Below are 21,244 nucleotides of genomic sequence, written 5' to 3'. Positions count from 1 at the left end.
CATGCCGGGCGCCATCGCGAAGCGGGTCCCGTCAGCCCGTGGATGGATTTTGCCCGTCTTGTGCCTGACGTCGTCGCCCGCGCTGGCGGCCGACTGGGAAGTGACCCCGCGGATCAGTGGCTCGGTGGAGATCACCGACAACGTGACCCTCGCTCCACGCGGCGAAGAGTCGTCGGATCTGATCGGCCGTATCAATCCGGGGGTCAACCTGCGGCGGATCAGTCCGCGGATGGAAACGCGAGTCAGCTACCGCCTGAATTCCCGTTACCACGCCAGCGAATCGCAGGAGGACCGGGTCAGCCACCATCTGCGCGCGCGCAGTGACTGGGAGGTGATACCGGATACCTTCTTCATCGAGGCGCGCGCATCACGACGGGAAAACGTCTCGTCACTGCTGGCACCAGTAGGCATCGATGGCAGCACGCCGCGCGGCAACCTGGAGGAAACCACGCGCTACAGCCTGTCCCCGGTGTTGCGGACCCGCTTCGGCAGCTTTGCCGAGCAGGAACTCCGCTACACCTATGACGAGATCCGCTACCACGGCAGCGACCGTCCCAACAGCGATGCCCACCGCGTGGAATACACCCTGGACAGTGGCGCGGCCTTCAACCGCCCGTTCTGGCAGGTCGCGGCCTCCCACGAAAAGGAACGCTTCGAGTCGGGCCCCGAGGGCGAATTCAGCGAGGTCAGCGGGACCCTGGGCTATCGCTTCGGGCGGTCGCTGCGGCTTTTCGGTGTGGCCGGCTACGAGGACAACGACTTTCCGACCACCCGCGAGGACGTGGACGGCGGCTTCTGGGAAGTCGGGGCCGGCTGGGCACCCACCCGCGTCACCCGGATCGATGGCCGCTATGGCGAGCGCTATTTCGGCAAGACGCGCGCCTTCTCGCTGGATCACCGCAGCCGTCGCGCCAGCTACCGCCTGAGTTTCAACGAAGGCATCACCTCCACCCGGGAACGGCGCGGGGCTCAGTTCAACGAGTTGTCGCAGCAACTGGGCATGACGGTCGATGAGCTGTTCGACCAGTTCACGCTCGAGGAAGTCAGTTTCCTCCTGGCGATCTCCGGGCTGACCGAAGAAGCCGTGGTGGCCAACTACTTCTTCACCCGGACCTGGCGCGCCTCCTGGAGTTACGACACCGGGCGCAGCGTGTTCGGAGTCAACGCATTCCAGACCCAGCGCGAGTCGGAACTGGAAAGCGGCCTGGGCCTGTTCCAGGACAATCGCCGGCGCACGGGGATCAATGCCTCCTGGCAGTGGAACCTCGGTCCGCGCACGACCAGCGAGCTGAGCAGCGGGTTCAGTAATACCGAGTTTCTGGGGGTCGATCGCGAGGATGACCGCTGGTATCTACGCGCCAGTGTAAGCCGCGAAATCACCCCGGTATTGACAGCGCGTCTCGCCTTGCGGCATCAGCGCCGCGATTCGGACAGCCGCGCCAACGAGTACCGGGAAAACTCGATCATCGGCATGCTGATCAAGGAATTCTGAGTCATGTACGAGGAATTCTACGGACTCGAAGCCCGCCCCTTCGCCCTCAGCCCCGACCCGCGTTTCTTTTACGCCAGCAAGGGCCACAGCCGGGCGATGGCCTACCTCGAATACGGGGTCCAGCTGGAGGAAGGCTTCATCGTCATCACCGGCGAGGTCGGTGCGGGCAAGACCACCCTGGTGCGCAGCCTGTTCGAGACCCTGGGCGACAAGCCGCTGGTCGCCGCCCAGCTGGTGAGTACCCAGCTGGATGCCGAGGACCTTCTGCGTTCGGTCTGTCTGGCCTTCGGCCTGGAGGACGCGCCCAGTCACAAGGCCGGGCAGCTACGACGCCTCGACGGGTTCCTCAACGACACCCGGGCACGGGGCCAGCGCGCCCTCCTGGTGGTGGACGAGGCGCAGAATCTCGGTCCCGACGCGGTCGAGGAGTTGCGCATGCTCTCGAATTTCCAGGGGACGGATGGTCCGTTGCTGCAGAGCTTCCTCCTGGGGCAGCCGGAATTCCGGCAACTCCTGCGCAGCGAAAACATGCAGCAGCTGCGCCAGCGCGTGATCGCGACCTACCACCTGGGGCCGATGGACGAGGACGACACGCGCGCCTACATCGAACATCGCCTCGCCCGTGTCGGCTGGCAGGACCGTCCGCATTTTGCGGACGACATCTGGCCTCGCATCCATGACTACACCGGCGGCATCCCGCGCAAGGTCAACACCTTCTGCGACCGCCTTCTGTTGATGGGCTACCTCGAGGAAAGGGCCGAACTGGACGCCGCTCATGCCCGGATGGTCATCGACGAGATCGAAGAGGACCTGGGACAGAACCCGGTGGAGGACGGGGCGGCAACCGACGCGCAGGCTGCAGCCACCGAGCAGACCGACGTCGCGGGCAGCAACACCACCATGGTCGCCGGCCAGGTGGCGTTGCTGCGCATGGAACTGGACATCGAAGCCCTGCACGAACGCCTCCAGCGGATGGAACGCAACCTTTCGATCAACTTCCGCCTGTCCCAGGAGATTCTGGAACTCCTGGGCGAGCAATGCGAGCCGCGGGTCCACAGGGCCGACGGCACGCATTCATGACAGACCCGCGGGGTACACTCATGTCGCCAACCCGAAACCGGGCCGCCAACGCCCTCACCGTCGATGTCGAAGACTACTTTCAGGTCTCCGCACTGGCCCCCAGCATCCCGCGCAGCAGCTGGGACACTCGCGAATGCCGGATCGAGCGCAATCTGGACCGGATTCTCGAGCTGTTCGAACGCAACGGGGCACGGGCCACCTTCTTCACCCTGGGATGGATCGCGGAACGCTACCCCCGGGCGATTCGGCGCATTGTCGAAGCCGGACACGAACTGGCCAGCCATGGCTACGGCCATCAGCGGGTGACCGACCTGACGCCCTGGGCGTTCCGCGAAGACATCACGCGCGCCCGGAGGATCCTGCAGGACCTCTCGGGAACCGTCATCCGTGGTTATCGCGCGCCGAGTTTCTCGATCGGCGAGGACAATCTCTGGGCCCACGACGTCCTGGCCGAGACCGGGCACGCCTACAGCTCGAGCATCTACCCTGTCCACCATGACCATTACGGTATGCCGGATGCCCCGCGCGAACCTCACAGGCCGCTGGAAGGCGGCATCCTGGAGCTGCCGCCCGCCACTCTGCGCATGGGCGGCCGCAATCTGCCAGTCGCAGGCGGCGGCTATTTCCGCCTGCTGCCCTATGCGGTCTCGCGTCATGCCCTGCGCCACATCGCACGGGTCGATGGCATGCCGGCGGTGTTCTACTTCCACCCCTGGGAGATCGATCCGGATCAGCCCCGCATCCCCGGCATCGATGCGAAGACCCGTTTTCGTCACTACCTGAACCTCAAGCGCATGGCGCCGCGTCTGGAACGTCTGCTCCAGGATTTCGAATGGGATCGCATGGATCGCGTATTCGCCGACCAGCTCGCAGCCACGCCGCGCCCCGCGCTGACAACGGAGATCGCTCGTGTATCAATCGCCTGACAACCTGGGACCGCCTGCGGGCAACACCGAGCTGCGGATACACGAGCTGGATGCGCAGAACCGTTCGCGCTGGGACGCCTTCGTCCAGGAGTGCCCGGACGCGACGTTCTTCCATCGTGCGGGCTGGGCCGATGTCATGCGCCGCGCCTTCGGTCACCGGACCTTTTTCCTGTATGTCGAGCAGGGCGGGACGATCGTCGGCGTGCTCCCGCTGGCACGGGTGCGCTCCCGCCTGTTCGGCGACGCCCTGACGTCGATGGCTTTCGGTGTCTACGGCGGCATCGCCGCGCGCACCCCGGACGCCTTTGCGGCGCTGGACCGGCACGCCTGCCGACTGGCGGATAGCCTGGGCGTCGACTACCTCGAGTACCGCCACCGCGAGCCCCACTATCCCGAGCGGCCCACCAAGGATCTCTACGTCACCTTCCGCAAGCCGCTGGAGGCCGACGTCGAGGCCAACATGAACGCAATTCCGCGCAAGCAAAGGCGCATGGTGCGCAAGGGCATCAAGGCCGGTCTGGCGAGCGAATGCGATGCCGGCATCGAACGTTTCTTCCCCATTTATGCCGCCAGCGTGCATCGCATGGGCACACCCGTCTTCAGCCGGCTCTATTTCCGGGCCCTGCTGGACGTGTTCGGCGACGACTGCCGCGTACTGACCGCGACCCGCGATGGCAACCCGGTCGCCACGGTGATGACGTTCTATTTCCGCGATGAGGTACTGCCCTACTACGGCGCCGGGACGCCCGAGGCGCGCCAGGTGGCGGGCTACGATTTCCTCTACTGGGAACTGATGCGCCACGCCTGCGAGGACGGCTATCGCATCTACGACTTCGGCCGCAGCAAGCGCGATACCGGCTCCTTCAGCTTCAAGAAGAACTGGGGGTTCGAGCCACAGCCGCTGCACTACGAATACCACCTGGTGCGCGCCCGCGAGATGCCCGACGTCAATCCGCTCAACCCCAAATACCGCTACTTCATCAAGGCCTGGCAACACCTGCCGCGGCCGGTCGCCAACTGGCTGGGCCCCCGGCTCTCCCGCTCCCTCGGCTAGCACGGAGTGCTCCTATGGATGATCTTCTGTATCTCGTGCACCGGATTCCGTGGCCGCCGAACAAGGGCGACAAGATCCGCTCGTATCACATCCTGCGCTACCTCGTGCGGCACTACCGTGTGCACCTGGGAACGTTCATCGACGACCCGGCCGACCGGACGTACATCGGCGAGCTGGAGGCACTGTGCGCCAGTGTCTGCGTGCGTCCCCTGCCCGGTCGCCGCGCGCGGCTGCGGGCACTGCGCGGTTTTGCCACCGGCGAGGCGCTGACGCTGCCGTGGTACCGCGATCCCGCGCTCCAGCACTGGGTCGACCGTACCCTGGAGGCCCACCCTGTCGAACGTGCGCTGATCTTCTCCTCGGCAATGGGGCAATATGTCGACCACCGCCCGGGACTGACGCGGGTCACCGATTTCGTCGATGTCGACTCCGACAAGTGGACCCAGTATGCGCAGACCCGGCGCTGGCCGATGAATGCGGTCTACCGGCGCGAAGGCCGCAAGCTGCTGGACTACGAACGACGCCTCGCACGCAGCAGCGATGCCAGCCTGTTCGTATCTCCGGCCGAGGCCGAATCCTTCCGCAAACTCGCACCGGAACGTGCCGGCCGGGTGCACGCAATGAACAACGGTGTGGATACCGATTTCTTCGCCCCGGCCCGCATTCCCCCGCAAATCCCCTATGCACCCGATGCGCGGGCCCTGGTCTTCAGCGGGGCGATGGACTACTGGCCCAACGTCGATGCCGCGATCTGGTTCGCCCGCTCCGTGTTCCCGCGGATCCGCGAGACCGAACCGACCGCCGAGTTCCACATCGTCGGCAGCCGCCCCACACCCGCGGTGCAGGAACTCGGCGCCCTGCCGGGCGTCGAGGTCACCGGATTCGTAGAGGACATGCGACCGTGGATCGGCCATGCGGAACTGGCCGTGGCCCCCCTGCGGATTGCCCGCGGCATCCAGAACAAGGTGCTGGAGGCCATGGCCCTGGCGCGCACGGTAGTGGCTTCCCCCCAGGCCCTGGAGGGCCTGACCGCGGAGCGCGAGCATGAAGTGATCGAGGCCGACACCGATCCGGAGACCTTCGCCGCCGCCGTGTTGCGCGCACTGCACGACACGGGGGGCCACCGCGGCGCTTGCGCGCGAGCGCGGGTAGAGGCGGATTACAACTGGGGACGCAACCTCGCGATGCTCGACCGGCATCTGAACGCCTCCACTCACCCGTCGGTGGTCACCTCCGGCACGGAGACGGCATGAACGAGGCTCTCGCTTCCCGATGGCCCCTGCCGGCACCCGCCTGGCAGTGGCCACTGACCGCATTCGTGCTGGTGCTGGCCATCACCCTTGTGGTGTTTGCCCCGACCTGGCTCTCCATGGTGGAGACCTGGTCGCGCTCGGAGACCTTCACCCACGGGTTCCTGATCGTCCCGATCGTGCTGTTCCTGGTCTGGCTCAAGCGCAGCGAGCTGGCGACCGTGGTACCCCGACCGAATGCCCTGGCCGTGGCACCTGTCCTGTTGCTGGGCATGGCCTGGGTGATGGGCGACCTGGTGGATGTCTCCTCGGTACGCCAGTTCGCGGCCACCCTGATGATCCCGGCGGTGGTATGGCTGGTGCTGGGCAGCGCCGCGATCCGGGTGTTGATGTTTCCTCTCGCCTACCTGCTGTTCGCAGTGCCGTTCGGCGAGTTCCTGGTGCCGCCGCTGATGGACTTCACCGCCGATTTCACCGTCTACGCGGTGCAGTTGTCGGGTATCCCGATCTATCGAGACGGGTTGCAGTTCGAACTGCCCACCGGGAGCTGGTCGGTGGTCGAGGCCTGCTCCGGCGTGCGCTACCTGATCGCCTCGGTCGCGCTGGGGACGCTGTATGCGTACATCATGTACCGCAGCCTGTCGCGGCGTCTGCTCTTCATCGCCGTCGCCATTGTAGTGCCGATCATCGCCAACGGCCTGCGCGCCTACATGATCGTGATGATCGGCCACCTCAGCGGCATGGAGCATGCGGCCGGCGTGGATCACCTGATCTACGGCTGGATCTTCTTCGGCGTGGTGATCTTCCTGATGTTCTGGATCGGCGCCCTGTGGCGCGAAGACGAACCCCGGGCGGATACACCCTCGTCGCCCGCTCCGGTCGACACCGCCGGTGGCGCTACGGTAACGGCGGGCACCGCCTCGCTGTTCGCGATCACGCTGCTGGGGATCATGGTCGTCAGCGCCGGGCCGGCCTGGAGCCAGTGGATGAACGAGCGCGACCTGGGTGAGGTCGCGGGGCTGGGTGACGGCGCCATCGTCACCGACGACTGGCACGCGGTCTCCGCCGGCACCGAACCGGACCCCTGGCAACCGGGGTATCGCTTTGCCCGGGCCGAGCGTGGCGGCTGGGTCGCGGACAACGAGGGCGTCCCCGCCGTGGGCCTGCATGTCGCCTATTACCGCGAGCAGCACCGCCACGGCAGCATGGTGGGCTGGGACAACACCCTGGCCGGGCGAGAGCGCTCCGACTGGTCGCAGCAGCGCGCCGGATCGGTGACGGTAAACGACGGGCCGCGGGCGGAGCGCTTCCTGGTGCGCGGGCCCGAGCGGCAATTCGTGGTCTGGCGGCTTTACTGGGTCAACGGGACACTGACGACCCGGGCCCACGAGGTCAAGGCGCGCGAGGCGGTACATCGCCTGCTGGGCGGACGGGACGATGCCGCACTGGTCGCCTTTTATGCCGAATTCGACCAGGACCCCTCCGAGGTCGAAGCCAGCCTGCAGCGCTATGCCGAAGACGCGCTGCCGGCGGTCCTGGAACGGCTGGAACGGGTGCGGGCGCAGTGACGGAAACCACCCCCGCCCCGGCCCTGGCACGCGACGGTCGCGATACCCGGCCGCTGGTCGCGCATATCGTCTATCGCCTGGACGTGGGCGGGCTCGAGAACATCCTGATCGAACTCGTGCGCAATCTGCCCCGCGATGCCTTTCGCCACGTAATCATCTGCATCGCCGACTACACGGATTTCAGTGCCCGCCTGCCGGAGGGCGTCGAGATCTACGCCCTGCACAAGCGACCGGGGATCGGTCCGGGCATGTTCCTGCGCCTGTGGCGGCTGCTGTACCAGTTGCGCCCGGACATCGTCCACAGCTCCAACCTGGCCGCGCTGGAATGTCAGCCGACCGTTACGCTGGCCGGGGTGCCCGCAAGGGTGCATGCCGAACATGGCTGGGACATGGCAGACCTCGACGGCAGCAACCCCAAGTACCGCCGCCTGCGTCAGTGGCTGAGCCCATGGGTCCATCGCCACGTCACGGTTTCCGCGCACCTGGCCGACTACCTGACCACCACCGCGGGGATCCCCCGGACGCGGGTGCAGCACATCGTGAACGGCGTGGATACCCGGCGCTTCCACCCGCACGACCACACGCAGCGCTCGCCGGACGCGCCGTTGGTGATCGGCACCGTGGGGCGGCTGTCGCCAGTCAAGGATCAAGCCACCCTTGTCGCGGCCTTTGCCGGTCTGCGCGAGCGGCTGCCCGAGCACTTTCCACGCCTGCGCCTGGTACTGCTGGGCGACGGCCCCGAGGCAGCACGTCTGCGCGAGCAGGTCGCGGCACTGGGGATCGAGGAGCAGACCTGGATGCCCGGCAACCGGACCGACATGCCGGAACAACTGCGGGCGATGGACCTGTTCGTCCTGCCTTCGCTGGCCGAGGGCATCCCGGTCACGGTCCTCGAGGCGATGGCCAGCGGCCTGCCGGTGGTCGCCTCGCGCGTCGGCGGGCTCCCGGAACTGGTCGAGGACGGCCGCACCGGCACGCTGCTGGAACCGGGCGATCCCGACGCCCTGTGCAGCACCCTGGCGGACTACGTCCGGGATCCCGGGCGCCTGCAACTCGAAGGCGCCCGGGCACGCGAACGGGCCGAAAGCACCTTTGGCCTGGGACGCATGGTGACGGCCTACGCCGAGCTCTACCGCTCCCTGTTGCCAGCTGCTCGCCGACCCCGCCACCCGTCCGCGGGAGGGGCCTGACCATGTGTGGTCTGGTCGGCATCCTCGCCGCGCAAGCCGATGTCACGCCCGGGCACGCGCTCCTGGAACGCATGAATGTCGTGCAGTTCCATCGCGGTCCGGACGACGGTGGCCAGCACCAGGAACCGGGGATCGCCCTGGGACATCGGCGGCTGGCGATCATCGACCTTGCGGGTGGCCGCCAGCCGCTGGCCAACGCGGACGGCAGCGTACTGACCGTCTACAACGGCGAGATCTACAACTTCCCCGAGCTGATGCGGGAACTCCAGGCCTGCGGGCATCACTTCCGCACCCACTGCGACACCGAGGTGATCGTGCATGCCTGGGAGGAATGGGGCGAGGCCTGTGTCGAACACTTCCGCGGGATGTTCGCCTTCGCCATCTGGGACCGCAAGCGCCAGACCCTGTTTCTCGCCCGCGATCGCCTCGGCATCAAGCCGCTGCACTACGCCCGTCTGCCCGACGGGCGCTGGCTGTTCGCCTCCGAGATCAAGTCGCTGCTGACCTGTCCGGAGCTGCCGCGCGATCTCGACCCCAAAGCGGTGGAAGAATATTTCGCCTATGGCTACGTACCCGATCCGCGCAGCATCTTCGCCGCCATCCGCAAGCTGCCTCCGGGCCACACCCTGAGCCTGCAGCCCGGCACGGAAGACGCGCGACCGCGCCCGTACTGGGATCTCCAGTTCGCGGCCTCGAGTCCGGCCAGCACGCAGGCGGCACAGGACGAACTGCGGGCGCGGCTGCACGAGGCGGTGGACATCCGCATGGTCTCGGAGGTGCCACTGGGGGCCTTCCTGTCCGGCGGGGTGGATTCCAGCGCGGTGGTGGCCACCATGAGCCAGCTCTCGGAGGACCCGGTGAATGCCTGCTCCATCGGGTTCGGCGATCCCCGTTTCAACGAGAGCGATCATGCCCGTGCAGTGGCCGGGCGCGTCGGTGCCCGGCATTTCCTGGATCAGGTGGACGTCGACCGCATGCAGCTGATCGACCCCCTCGCCCAGCTGTATGACGAACCCTTTGCCGACAGCTCCGCGCTGCCGACCTACGAGCTTTCCCGCCTGACCCGGCAGCACGTCACCGTCGCGCTGTCCGGGGATGGCGGGGACGAGACCCTGACCGGGTATCGGCGTTACCGGGGGTTTCGCCAGGAGGAACGCCTGCGCGGCCTGCTGCCGGGCGGACTGCGCCGGCCGCTGTTTGGCACCCTGGCGGCACTGTACCCCAAGGCCGACTGGGCCCCGCGCGCGTTCCGCGCCAAGGCGACCTTTCAGGCGCTGGCCAGGGACGCGGTGGAGGGCTATCTGCGCAGCGTGACCGTGGTCGACGATGCCAGCCGTGCCCGGCTCTTTTCCCCGCGCTTTCGCCGCGAGCTCCAGGGCTACGCGGCCAGCGAGGTGCTGCACGCGCACGCCGCCCGTGCCCCGCGCGAGGAACCGCTGGATTTCGTCCAGTACCTGGACCTGAAGACCTGGCTGCCGGGCGACATCCTGACCAAGGTCGATCGCGCCAGCATGGCGCACGGTCTGGAGGTGCGGGTGCCGATCCTCGATCACCCGTTCGTCGAATGGGCGGCGACCCTGCCGGCCAACCTGCGCCTGCATCAGGGCGAGGGCAAGTACCTGCTCAAGCGTGCGTTCGAGCAGGACCTGCCACACGACGTGCTGTACCGGCGCAAGCAGGGCTTCGTCATGCCGATCGCCGACTGGTTCCGCGGCCCGTTGCGCGACACCCTGCGCCAGGCGGTGCTGGGCGAGCGGCTGGCCGATTCCGGCTGGTTCAACCCCGAACGCCTGCGCCAGCTGGTGGACGAGCACCAGAGCGGACGCTCCGACCACTCGCGCCCGCTGTGGGCCCTGCTGATGTTCGAATCCTTCCTGCGCCAGCGAGTCGACGTACCCGCCGAGCGCATCGCGTGAGGAGCCATGCCCCATGAACGACTCCGCCCGCCCTGCACGTCTTCTGCCACAGCCCGACTGGCCGCTGCGCATGCCGCAGCCACTGGCAAGACACCTGCTGTGGCCGGTCCACGAGCAGTTACGCGGGCGCGAGACGGCCGCTCATCTGCGGAGCTTGCGCCAGGGCGAGCAGGCCGGCGCGGCGGCAGTGTCGCGCGAACACAGGATCAGACTGCAGGCCCTGCTCGAGCATTGCACCTGCCACGTTCCGTACTACCGCGAGATCCTGGCGGGGGCTTCCCCGGAGCTCGCCGCGTTCCCGGTGCTGGAGCGCGACACGGTGCGCGAGCGCGGGCGCGATCTGCTGGCCGACAACGCCGCCGGCCCGTTGCTGCCCTCCAGCACCGGCGGCTCCACCGGGCGGCCGCTGGTGTTCTGGTCGGACCGGGTCAAGGAGGCACGCCACAACGCACAGAAGCTGCGCTTTCGCGGCTGGTTCGGCATCCGGCCGGGCGATCGCCAGGTGGATTTCTGGGGCTCGCCAATCGAGCTGGGCAAGGCCTCGCGCCTGCGCGTGATCAAGGATCGCTACTTCCTCAACCAGGTGGTGCTGTCGGCGCACGAGCTGACGCCGGAGCGCCTGGAGGCCTATGCGCGCTTCCTCGGGCGCTTCCGGCCACGACTCGTCTACGGCTACCCCACCGTGATCCTGCGCGTGGCCCGGACGCTGGAGGCGAACCCGGGACTGGCACGCGGCTGGCGCCCACGGGTGGTGGTCTGCACCTCGGAGATGCTTTACCCGCAGGTACGCGAACAGATCGCGAGCATCCTGCAATGTCCCGTGGCCAACGAATACGGCTCGCGCGATGGCGGCCTGGTCGCGCACGAGTGCCGGCACGGGCGCCTGCATATCGCCACCGAACATGTGCATGTGGAGGTCGACCAGCCGGATGCCGACGGCATCGGGGATCTGCTGATCACCAATCTGGATGGCTACAGCATGCCCTTCGTGCGCTACCGAGTGGGCGATCGCGGGCGCCTGGGCGATGGCACGGACTGCCCGTGTGGCTCGCCGCTGCCGACGCTGGACCGCCTGGAGGGACGACGCAACGACTTCCTGGTCGGGGCCGCCGGGCGCCGGGTGCACGGTTCGGCCGCCAACTACGTCATGCGCGACATGCCGCAGGTCGCGCAGTACCGGCTGGTGCAGCGCGCGGATCTGAGCCTGGATATCGAGGTGATCGCCAGCGGCCCCTGGGGCGCGGACGAAACCCGGGCCGTGACGCGGGGCATGCAGGGCATCCTGCATGCCGAGGTACCGGTGCGGCTGCAGCTGGTGGATCACATCGCCCCCTCCCCCTCCGGGAAGTACCGCTGGGTCGAGAGCGAGGCCCTGGAATCATGAAGATCCTCTACCACCATCGCACCCGCGGCGAGGACGCCCAGGGCATTCACATCCGTGCGCTGTGCGATGCGTTTCGCGAGCTGGGCCACGAGGTCCACATGGTGGCGCCGCTGCAGCGGCGTCTGCCGGAACACACGGACGACGACGATATCCCGCCGGCCCCGGCGGCGAAATCCTCCGACGACGGAGATGCACGCCCCACGCTGGGAGGCGTGCCCATCCCCTTCTGGGTCTACGAGCTGCTGTCGCTGGCCTACAACGGCCCGGCGATGGTCCTGCTGCTGGTGGCAGTCCTGCGTCACCGTCCGGATTTCATCTATGAACGCTACAGCCTGTTCAGCTTCGCCGGTCGTCTGGTGGCGTGGCTGACCCGCCGCCCCCTGGTGCTGGAAGTGAATGCCCCGCTCAGCCTCGAACTGCAGACCCACGGCGACCTGGTCTTCCGCCGCCTGGCCCAGTGGATCGAGGACTGGCTTTGCCGCCGCGCCAACCGGACCATCGTGGTCACTCGGGCCATGGCGGATATCTTCGCCGCGCGCGGCGTGCCGCGGGAACGCCTGCTGGTAATGCCCAACGGCGTCGACGGGGCGCACTTCCATCCCGGCGTGGAGGGCTCGACGGTGCGCGCACACTACGGCCTGCAGCAGGCCCGGGTGGTCGGCTTCGTCGGCTGGATCCGCCCCTGGCACGGGGTCGACGGGCTGATCCATGCCGTGGCCGGCCTGCGCGCCCGCCACCCGGATTTGCACCTGCTGATCGTCGGCGACGGTCCGGCCGTTCCGGCGCTGCGCCAGCAGGTCGAACAGGCCGGGCTGGAGGCCTGCGTGCATTTCACCGGGCCGGTCGAGCGCGCCGCGATCCCGGCCCATATCGCCGCCCTGGATATCGCCGTGCAACCGGACGTGACCGACTATGCCTCCCCGATCAAGCTGTTCGAATACCTGGCCCTGGGGCGCGCCGTGGTCGCCCCGGACAAGCCGAACATCCGCGAGGTCGTGCAACACGAAAACGGCGCCCTGCTGTTCCCGCCGCGCGAATGGGATGCGCTGGCGGAACAGCTGGACCGCCTGCTGGCGGACGATGCCTGGCGGCAACAACTGGGCGATCAGGCCGCCGCACTGGTGGAGTCGCAGGGCTGTACCTGGCAGGCCAACGCCCGGCACGTGATCGAGAGCGTGCGGCAGGCGGCCCCCTCGGTCGGGGTTGCCACATGAAGCTGCTGGTGCTGTCGCGGGTGTTCCCCAACGCGGTGCAGCCGACCTATGGCGTATTCGTGCGCGAGCGCATGTTCCGCGTCGCCGAACACATCCCGCTGGTGGTGGTCGCCCCGGTCGCCTGGTTCCCCGGACAGGGGCTGATCCGCCGGTTCTGGAAGCCGCACTTTCGTCCGCCCATCCCGCGTCACGAGGTGCAGGACGGGATCGATGTGTACCACCCCCGCTTCCTGTGCATCCCCGGCATCATGAAATGGACCGACGCGCCGTTCCTGGCCCTCGGCATCCTGCCGCTGGTGCGCCGCCTGAAGCGCGAACAGGGCATTACCGCCATCGACAGCCACTTCATCTACCCCGACGGCGTCGCCGCCTGGCTGCTGGGCCGCTGGCTCGGTCTCCCGTGGACCATCACCCTGCGCGGCACCCTGCTGCGGATCTCGCGCACGCGTGCCTGCCGCTGGCTCGCCCTGCGTGCGATGCACGGCGCCGCCAGGGTATTTTCCGTGTCGGATGACCTGCGCCGCCTCGCCCTGGAGATGGGCATCCCGCCCCACCAGGTCGAGGTGATGCCCAACGGCATCAATCTCGAGCACTTCCGCCCCGAGGATCGCGAGGCCTGCCGGCGAGCACTGGGCCTGCCGCAGGCGGCGAAGATCATGATCACCGTAGGCGGCCTGAACGAGCGCAAGGGTTTCCACCGCGTGATCGAGCAGATGCCCGCCCTGCTCCAGCGACACCCGGACCTGCACTATCTGTGCGTGGGCGGCGGCGGTCCGGACGGCAACGAGCTGGCCTGGCTGCAGGGGCTGGCGGAGGAGAAAGGGGTGAGCGAACGGGTGCATTTCACCGGCGCGGTCGCCCCGGAACGCCTGCGCGATTACTACTCCGCCGCCGACCTGTTCGTGCTCGCCACCCGTTTCGAGGGCTGGGCCAACGTGTTCCTGGAAGCCGCCGCCTGCGGCCTGCCGACAGTGACCACCCGCGTCGGCGGCAACGCCGAGGTGATTCACGCCGACTGGCTCGGCCGCCTGGTCGAACTGGGCGATGGCGACGCCCTGCGCGACGCGATCGCCGACGCCCTGGAGGCCCGGTGGGACCACGAAGCGATCATCGCCTACGCCCGCGAGAACCGCTGGGAGATGCGCATCCCGGCGCTCGTGCGTCGCCTTCACGAGGCCACCCACGCCGAACGTCCGGGTTCCGCCGATCCATAAAATCGCCTCCCGCCCTTTACCCTCTTTCTTCAGGCTGGATCACGTTCCAGGCCATCAAGGCCGCATACGTACCCCCTTTGTGTCTCACCGTACGGAGCCCCTGCGCCGCAACTCCCAGAATCCTCTACGCGTTCATCTCCTCGGGCGAACCGGCCCGCGGCATGAACGCGGCGATTCATCCGGTACGAACACCGATCTTGAGAGGAAACAATCATGAAGACCTTTACCAAACTGAAACTGACCGCCGCCATCGTTCCCGTCCTTGCCCTGGGCATGGGCGGCAGCGCTTTCGCCGGCGAACACAACGATGAAGGACCGGATCACGGGGCCATGAACGGACCCGAAGCCGGCATGGATGAACCGGGTGCCCGGGGGGCCGATCACGCGAGTGCGCCCCATTTTGACCGCGCCCCGGAGGGCGCGCAGCATGCCGGCGACATTATCGGTGCGAACATCCACAGTCGCAGCGACGACACGGATCTCGGCGAAGTCAGGGATCTCGTGATCGACCGGGACGGGAACATCGTCGCGGTCATCGTTGGCACCGGCGGAGTCCTGGGCCTCGGCGAAAAAGACATCGCCCTCTCCTGGGACCGCGTCAGCCACGAAATGGACGGCGATGACATCAAGCTCTACGTCGACATGGACGAAGAGACCCTGCAGGACGCACCCGAGTACGAACGCAACTAAAACACCCGAACCCGAAACCGCAAGGGACAGGGTTCAAAAATACGGGGCATGGTTCGCTGGCGCACATACGGAGGCCCGTTCTCCGGGTAGCGTCAGGGACATGCTCCCTCCGAGCATTCCGGATCTGCATCACACTCCCAGGTTGGCCTTCTCTCTCGTCAAGGCCAGTTGCGATTCCGGATTCAGCCTGCCTGCAGCCAATGCGGGCGGGCTGTTTTTTTCGGCAGGCCCGCGGGGGGCTGTGCTTGCGGTGGTGTCCGACCACAAGGGACTATGAGGTCATGTCGCGGACAACTTATGCAGCCTCTTCGGCAGACGAGCGTGCGCGTCTGCGATCGCTTGCCGGCGGTGTCACCGGGGCGCTGGAAGCCCTTGTGACATCCGATGGTGTCCTGCATGACCCCTGTGCCGACCGCTCCACACCCACCGACCACTATGGCGCGGTGCTGGCGGCCCTGGCCCTGACCCATCATGACCGGAACGAAACAGCCCATGTCCTGCTGCGACAGTGGTCCGCACTCCCCGCAGCGCAGCGCGGACACGAACCGTTCAACCGGCTCGGGCTGGGGCTGCTGGCCGGGACGCTGGAGCAAACGACGGAATCCGACCGGGTGGCCGCGGCACGCACCCAATGTCCGCTGGCCCGCGGGTACCCGTCAAACAACTGGAGCCTGCTGGCGCAGGCCCTGCGGGTGCGTGAGGCGAGCCCGGATCGGCTTCCGCGCGAACAGCACCGGTTGCGCAGTCAGGTGCGGGCATGGACCACCCGGGCGGGGGGGTTCATCGATTTCCCGCGGCATCCCGACCCGCAACGGGGCATCGCCACGCCGGTGGCCTACCATCTGAAATTTCTCCTGTGCCTGCATCTTGCGCTGGGGCGGGCGCCGGATGCCGAACTGGAAACCGCACTGATGCGCGGCCTGGACTGGCTGGGGTTGTTTCTGACCGACTCCGGCTATTGTGGCGGGCTCGGGCGCAGCAACCATGCCCTGTTCGGCGATGCCTGCCTGCTGACGGTGCTGCACGGACTGCTGCTGCGTCCGGGGGCGCTGCGGCCGGACACGGCAACCGAGGTCCTGCAGGTGGCCCGCAACCTCCGCCAGCGCCTCGAACGCCAGCAGCGCGACGACGGCCTGCTGTGGCTGACGCCGGGCGGCGGCTGTGGCGAGGCCGCCGGCTGGGATGGCTACATGTACCTGACGGTGTACAACGCCTGGTTCGCGGGGTTGCTGTCCGCAACCCTGGCCGGCCATCCCTGGCTTTCGGGCACCGGCCTGCCCGACTGGTCGCCGGCCTGGAACCCGGGGCCCGGAGTGACCGAAGACGCCGAGGCGGGGCTGCTGCGCTATCGCGGCGCACGCGTGGATGCCCGGATCTCTACCCGTGGCCAGGCCGTCCAGGGGTTCGGGCGCGCGGTCGCCGATCTGCGCCAGGCGGCCCTGTGCCCCTTCCATGTGGAGGTGGACGGTCGCCCGGTGCTCGCACCACCGGTCCGGATGGCGGCGTCGCACCTTCAGGATGAACCGGCGGTGGCTGGCTGGACCCCGATGGTGGAGTCCGCTGGCGGGCTCTTCGGCCTCACCCGGCTGGATGCCCTCTCGGTAGAGCCGACGGATTCGGGGGTCACCCTCACTGGCTCCGGAGCGCCGGTGCGCCTGACGCGGGCGCCGGAACGCACAACCCTCGACCGCCTGCAGGCGACCCTGGACTGGCGGCTGTTCGGCGGGCGGCTGGGCCGCCGGCAGGCCCTTCGCCCCGCAACCCTGGCGGACCACCGGTGGCAGGCACAACTGACCATCGACGACCAGGAGGCCACCCTGCACTATCGGCTGCAGTTGCAGCCGACCTCCGCGGACGTACCCGCACGCTGGCTGAACCCGCACGGGACCCGCCGTCTGGCGGGCGCCAGCGAACCATCCGGCGACGTGCACCTGTCCACCCTGGGACCCGCCGAATGTCGGGCCGATCCCCCGGCCCTGTGGCCCGCCGCGGGCACAACCCGCAAATGGCAGCTACGCCTCACCCCGTCGGATGCTGCCGCCTCAGTCTTTCCCTGACTGTGCGCACAGTTGAGAACGAGCCCGGCGGGCCGCCTGCCGCCCGTGGCGCAGGAGCACGTACCGGTAGAAGTTCATGTGGTAAATGGGTCGACTGTCCGTTGCCCACTCCAGCTGATCCACGTTGGCGTTCGTGTAGAACTCCAGGCGTCGCAAGTCCGGGCGTCCGAACAAGGCCTCCAGCGTACGGATCAACACCAGCCTGCCGACGGAATACTTCGCCAGGTCCTCGACGTAAGCGGTTTTCAGCATGACCCCCATCTCGCCACCCGTGACAATGAGCCAGCAGGCCACCATGCGTTCGTTCAGCCACAGGCGATAAACGAAACCGCGTCCCCGCGAGGCGAGTTCGCGCATGTAGGCGCGGTAGAACTGTCCCTGGATGTTATCTCGATGCATGGCGGTGCCTTCACTGCCCTTCCAGCCCGCAGTCTCGATATCGCCGTGCTGATCCACCGCATGGGCGACGGCCTCCGGGTCGGTAACCAGCTCGAGGCGCTCGTTGAAACCGTCCTGCTGAAGGCGTTTGGCATACCGCCGCAGATTCGACCGGAGCTTGCGCGGACGGGTGTTGAAGTACTCCTCGAAAGATCCCTCGTTCGCTACCGCCATGGTGGTGCAATGCTGCAGCAACTCGGCTCTGCCGCCGTCCTCGGGCAACTTGCAAAAGGCAGGATCCAGCAAGGTCAGGTCCAGCTGCAACGCGAAGCCCGGCAAGACCTTCATCAGCTCGCTCAGCGCCCTGGTTGTATCGACCCGCTCATGGTCCAGCATGATCGGGCCTAGGGGCGCCTGACTGGGCTGGAACAATTGCCACCGTTGCCCCGCCTTGCTGACGGGCTGCACCAGCACCACGCCCAGGCAGACCCCGTCCTCCACCAGCGAGGCCATGCGCACGCGCGCATCCCCGAACCAGCGAAGGAGGTGGCCGAAAAAATCGGCAGCCAGCAAGGGGTGCCCGGCGAAGCAGCGCTGATTGATCTCCTGCCATTCGTCCGGCAAACGGCCCGATTCGACATCCACCGGCGTAATGCGCCATTCCGGAGTCATACTCATTGAAACGGCCTCCTGTTCGTCCATGTCGGACCAATGTGCGTGGGTGGGTCAGGCGCTGTCCCGTTCACGATGCGTTTAACCGTCTCCGCGAGCCATTCGAGCTCGTCCGCCGTCAACTCCTGATGGCACGGGAACTGGAAGGTCCGACATGACAGGAAGGCCGCGTTCCCGCAGGTATCCGGATCCATCCCTTCCCACGGATGCTCGGCGAAGCGAACCACCGGCACACGAACCGCCTTCAGTGCCCGGGTGACGGCCTGATGGTGCAACACGACAAGGGGGAAACATTGCGGCACAACGCCGTCCGGCAACACGTCATGCAGCGGCCAAGCGCCCTGCAGATCCTGCCAGGCTTCGGCGAGACGCCGGTAATGGGCGCGCCGTCTTTCGACGGCCCGCCGGAAATTCGAGTGCCGGATGATCAGGCGCGCCGTCCTGGTCATGCGCCGTGGCCGGATTTCACTATCCGGATCCGCACGGCCCGGCGCGGCGGAAACCGGAGCGGCGTCCCCCGCGGGAGATGCCCCGCCCGCGGGGCTGGCGCGCCGCCTCGCCGCCAGTCCGAACAGGGGCCCGAACAATCCCCCGAGGGCCCGCAGGCGACCATACTGCAGCGATCGTTCCACCATGTTCAGCAGTTCCTTGGCATCCCCCCGGATCCCGGTCGAAGGCAGGTCCGGATTACCCGCGGGGTAGTCGTTGACGATCAGTTCCCCGCCCTCCATGACCGGCAGAAACTTCCACGGGCTGGCAATCGCGAAATGGCCCGTGGACCCCACGGGCCTGTTGTCACCCAGGCTGCCGAAATACGCGTGGGCACAGTCCTCGATCAAGATGATGCCGTACTCGTCACATACCGACCGAAGCGCTGCCATGGGCTGATGGAAGCCGAAGAAATGAGGCGCGACCACGGCACGGGTTCGGGCGCCGATGCACCTGCGCAGTTCATCGGGGTCGATTCGGGTGTCGGGGCCAATACCATAGAACGCGGGAACCGCGTTTGCCCTGAGGACCGGATGAAGCATGGAGAGACAGTGATAGGCCGGCAGGAGCACCTGATCGCCGGGCTTCAGGCGGAGCAGCTCCAGGATCGTCTCCAGCGCCCCGCGGGCGAGATTCACCGGATGGATCTCCCGCCCGTCCAGCACCGACGAGGGCCTGGGGGTGAAGGGTCGCCAGCGAAAACTGGCGCCGGACAACACCGGCCATTTGGGTATGGCATAGGACGCGGTGGTCCCATATCCACCCGGGCTGCCCGGGCCGCTCGCCCCGTTACCCGCTCGTTCCGTCATGGCCGACGACCCTCCGCAGCCGGTTCCGGCCCCTGCTCCGGGGAACGGGCACCGCGTGCGAGACATTGCCCCAGGTGCTCCACGGCGGGCACGAGACGGCGGTAGCAGTCGCGCAGCGCATCCTCGCCCCGGGCAAAGGGGTCCTGCATCTCGGGGATTTTCTGCCCTGTCTGAAGCCCCGGGTGAAAGGCCCCCATCATCACCAGTTTTGCCCGCGCTTCGGGGTAGCGCGCCAGCACTCGAACGCGGTTCGACCAGTCCATGATCACGATCCGGTCCGCCCTCTCGACCATCGGCCGGGTCAGTTGTCGGGCCGCATGCGCATCCAGCGAAAGGCCGAACTCCAGGGCCACTCTCATTGCCACCGGATCAGCGGGTTTGCCATCCCTTGCGCGTATGCCGGCCGAAATGACCTCGATGCCCGGTCGGTCCGGATGCGCAAGCATGCAACCCGCCAGCGCGCTGCGGATCACGTTGCCCTGGCACACCACCACCAGATTCTTCACCCCGGAAAGATCCCGGTGGGTCGTGCGCAAGCGCTGTGGAAACGCTCGCAGCCAGGCAACCCTTAATGATCCCGTCAACCCCAGATCGATACCCTCATGGGCCCTGCGCGCGAGCTGCCACGGCAACAGACGACGGCTCAGCTCCCGCGCACCGGAACGCAGGGCCTCGCCGGACGCGGTCGTCCACTCGTCGATGCCCGGACGCAGGTCGGCCGGCTGCCAGAGCGGATCCCGCGTTCCGTTGAATCCATCCAGAACCCAGGTACCTACATCCTGCGCGCAGCGTTTCAGGGTGCGTTCCCGGCCCAACCAGCGTGCGCCGGCTTCCGGCAGTCGCTGCAGCTCCCCCACGGCCCAACGGGCGCGTCGGCCTGCGGCATAGCCGCCGGCTGCAGATCCGGCGCCTCCGTGCAAGACGTCCCGGTGCAGCCGGGGCAATGCCGCCCCGCACTGGACAGCGAACGCGGTACTTCCCTGATAACCGGGACGCAGGTCCATCCAACGGCAGCGGCCAGTCTCCCGGTCCCGGCGCAGATCCACGGTGGCCACGCCCTCCCAGTCAAGGCCTTGCAGCAGCGCCGCCGCGTCCTCAAGCAGGGGCTCATCCAGCGCCTCGCTCACGACACGCGTTGGTGTGCCGGCGGCCACGGGCAGCGTGTTGAGCCAGCTGTACTGGAAGGCGGCCACCGGGTGGCCCGCGTGCATCAGCACCTCGAGGCTGACGGTTTCATTGCCAGGAAAGCCCTGGATACGCATACCGATACCGCGTTGCAGGTACGTGATCAAAAAGGTCTCGAGTGCGTCCCGCTGGTGGAAAACGCGAACGTGGCGGCCCCGGGCCCGGCGGCTGTCCAGGGGATACGCCAGTACCGGAAAGGCGAGCGATTCCGGCAGGTCATCGAGCTGAGTCGGCGTCGCGAGATCGGTTCGGGGGATCACCTCCCGGCGACCCTCGATCCCCGCGTGCGCCAGCACCTCCCGATCAAGGGCCTGGCGGAGGCTGGCGGATGCCGGGCAACCCAGCTTCAGGTGTTCCGACAAACCGGGGCTGACGGCGGCCAGGCCGCGCAACTCGACATCGCCCACCGGGATCACGGTATCAACCTGGTACTTGCGCGCCAGCGCCAGCAGCTCATCGCTGAACTGCTGCGCTGATTGCTCCGGAGGGGTGAGCTCGTCAAAGCCCTGGACATACCGGGACCGCACCGGCGGCTCGCCGGGCCGCACGCTGGCGCCGCGGACCGGCACCCCGTGCGCCGCAAGACAGCGTGCCACTGGCACCACAACCCGTGGTGCATTACCGATCAGCAATGTCGGCGCGCGCGAGTGGGGACCGGAGGGCCGTGGCATGGGCG

Annotated in this window: 16 protein-coding genes; 13 read left to right on the top strand and 3 right to left on the bottom strand. The window is 67.5% G+C overall.

All coding sequences use genetic code 11. The annotated features are described in order from the left end of the window. The first annotated feature begins 1 nt into the window (after position 1). The 13 genes from D577_RS0101270 to D577_RS0101210 all read left to right on the top strand — a co-directional run bounded on the left by D577_RS0101270 (position 2) and on the right by D577_RS0101210 (position 17,035). On the top strand, positions 2–1,492 hold the full coding sequence (locus tag D577_RS0101270) for a TIGR03016 family PEP-CTERM system-associated outer membrane protein (RefSeq protein WP_051073601.1): 1,491 nt from the start codon (positions 2–4) through the stop codon (positions 1,490–1,492). 3 nt (positions 1,493–1,495) lie between these two features. Further along, positions 1,496–2,572: an XrtA/PEP-CTERM system-associated ATPase gene (locus D577_RS0101265; RefSeq protein WP_018945789.1), complete on the top strand. Its 1,077-nt coding sequence runs from the start codon at positions 1,496–1,498 to the stop codon at positions 2,570–2,572. A 20-nt stretch (positions 2,573–2,592) separates the two neighbouring features. Then, positions 2,593–3,498: an XrtA system polysaccharide deacetylase gene (locus D577_RS0101260; RefSeq protein ID WP_018945788.1), complete on the top strand. Its 906-nt coding sequence runs from the start codon at positions 2,593–2,595 to the stop codon at positions 3,496–3,498. A gap of 4 nt (positions 3,499–3,502) precedes the next feature. After that, complete coding sequence (locus D577_RS0101255) at positions 3,503–4,552, top strand: FemAB family XrtA/PEP-CTERM system-associated protein (protein ID WP_026288841.1); 1,050 nt, start codon at positions 3,503–3,505, stop codon at positions 4,550–4,552. 14 nt (positions 4,553–4,566) lie between these two features. Continuing rightward, entirely contained in the window at positions 4,567–5,805 is a 1,239-nt protein-coding gene (locus tag D577_RS0101250) for a TIGR03087 family PEP-CTERM/XrtA system glycosyltransferase (protein ID WP_018945786.1), read from the top strand. Beyond that, positions 5,802–7,370 (top strand): exosortase A, encoded by a 1,569-nt coding sequence (xrtA, locus tag D577_RS0101245; RefSeq protein ID WP_018945785.1) that lies wholly within the window; start codon positions 5,802–5,804, stop codon positions 7,368–7,370. The genes D577_RS0101250 and xrtA overlap by 4 nt, the downstream gene beginning before the upstream one ends. Beyond that, a complete protein-coding gene (locus D577_RS0101240; protein WP_018945784.1) occupies positions 7,367–8,560 on the top strand; it encodes a TIGR03088 family PEP-CTERM/XrtA system glycosyltransferase in 1,194 nt (397 codons plus the stop codon). Before xrtA ends, D577_RS0101240 begins: the two co-directional genes overlap by 4 nt. A 2-nt stretch (positions 8,561–8,562) precedes the next feature. Then, positions 8,563–10,476 carry an XrtA/PEP-CTERM system amidotransferase gene (locus D577_RS0101235; protein WP_018945783.1) on the top strand — a complete coding sequence of 638 codons (1,914 nt, stop codon included), beginning with the start codon at positions 8,563–8,565 and terminating at the stop codon, positions 10,474–10,476. A gap of 13 nt (positions 10,477–10,489) precedes the next feature. Further along, positions 10,490–11,860 (top strand): phenylacetate--CoA ligase family protein, encoded by a 1,371-nt coding sequence (locus D577_RS0101230; RefSeq protein WP_018945782.1) that lies wholly within the window; start codon positions 10,490–10,492, stop codon positions 11,858–11,860. Beyond that, positions 11,857–13,074, top strand: a complete 1,218-nt coding sequence (locus D577_RS0101225; protein WP_018945781.1) for a glycosyltransferase family 4 protein — start codon at positions 11,857–11,859, stop codon at positions 13,072–13,074. Before D577_RS0101230 ends, D577_RS0101225 begins: the two co-directional genes overlap by 4 nt. Continuing rightward, positions 13,071–14,288 (top strand): glycosyltransferase, encoded by a 1,218-nt coding sequence (locus D577_RS0101220; RefSeq protein ID WP_018945780.1) that lies wholly within the window; start codon positions 13,071–13,073, stop codon positions 14,286–14,288. The genes D577_RS0101225 and D577_RS0101220 overlap by 4 nt, the downstream gene beginning before the upstream one ends. Before the next feature lie 213 nt (positions 14,289–14,501). Continuing rightward, the gene (locus D577_RS0101215; RefSeq protein WP_018945779.1) at positions 14,502–14,978 is read left to right on the top strand and encodes a PRC-barrel domain-containing protein; all 477 of its coding nucleotides are present in this window, start codon (positions 14,502–14,504) and stop codon (positions 14,976–14,978) included. Between the two features lie 281 nt (positions 14,979–15,259). Then, positions 15,260–17,035 carry a hypothetical protein gene (locus D577_RS0101210; RefSeq protein ID WP_244263421.1) on the top strand — a complete coding sequence of 592 codons (1,776 nt, stop codon included), beginning with the start codon at positions 15,260–15,262 and terminating at the stop codon, positions 17,033–17,035. Here D577_RS0101210 and D577_RS0101205 read toward each other — a convergent pair. The 3 genes from D577_RS0101205 to D577_RS13780 are packed head-to-tail and all read right to left on the bottom strand — an operon-like array spanning position 17,021 to position 21,239. Next, on the bottom strand, positions 17,021–18,091 hold the full coding sequence (locus D577_RS0101205) for a GNAT family N-acetyltransferase (RefSeq protein WP_018945777.1): 1,071 nt from the start codon (positions 18,089–18,091) through the stop codon (positions 17,021–17,023). The genes D577_RS0101210 and D577_RS0101205 overlap by 15 nt on opposite strands. Further along, positions 18,088–19,383, bottom strand: coding sequence for a DegT/DnrJ/EryC1/StrS family aminotransferase (locus D577_RS13510; RefSeq protein WP_208854534.1), 1,296 nt, complete (start codon positions 19,381–19,383; stop codon positions 18,088–18,090). Before D577_RS13510 ends, D577_RS0101205 begins: the two co-directional genes overlap by 4 nt. Then, positions 19,380–21,239 (bottom strand): hypothetical protein, encoded by a 1,860-nt coding sequence (locus D577_RS13780; RefSeq protein ID WP_081618787.1) that lies wholly within the window; start codon positions 21,237–21,239, stop codon positions 19,380–19,382. The genes D577_RS13510 and D577_RS13780 overlap by 4 nt, the downstream gene beginning before the upstream one ends. Positions 21,240–21,244 lie beyond the last annotated feature (5 nt).

Origin of the sequence: Thioalkalivibrio sp. AKL17, from assembly GCF_000377885.1 — a bacterium.
GTDB lineage: Bacteria > Pseudomonadota > Gammaproteobacteria > Ectothiorhodospirales > Ectothiorhodospiraceae > Thioalkalivibrio > Thioalkalivibrio halophilus.
This window is presented reverse-complemented; position numbering and strand designations above follow the sequence as displayed.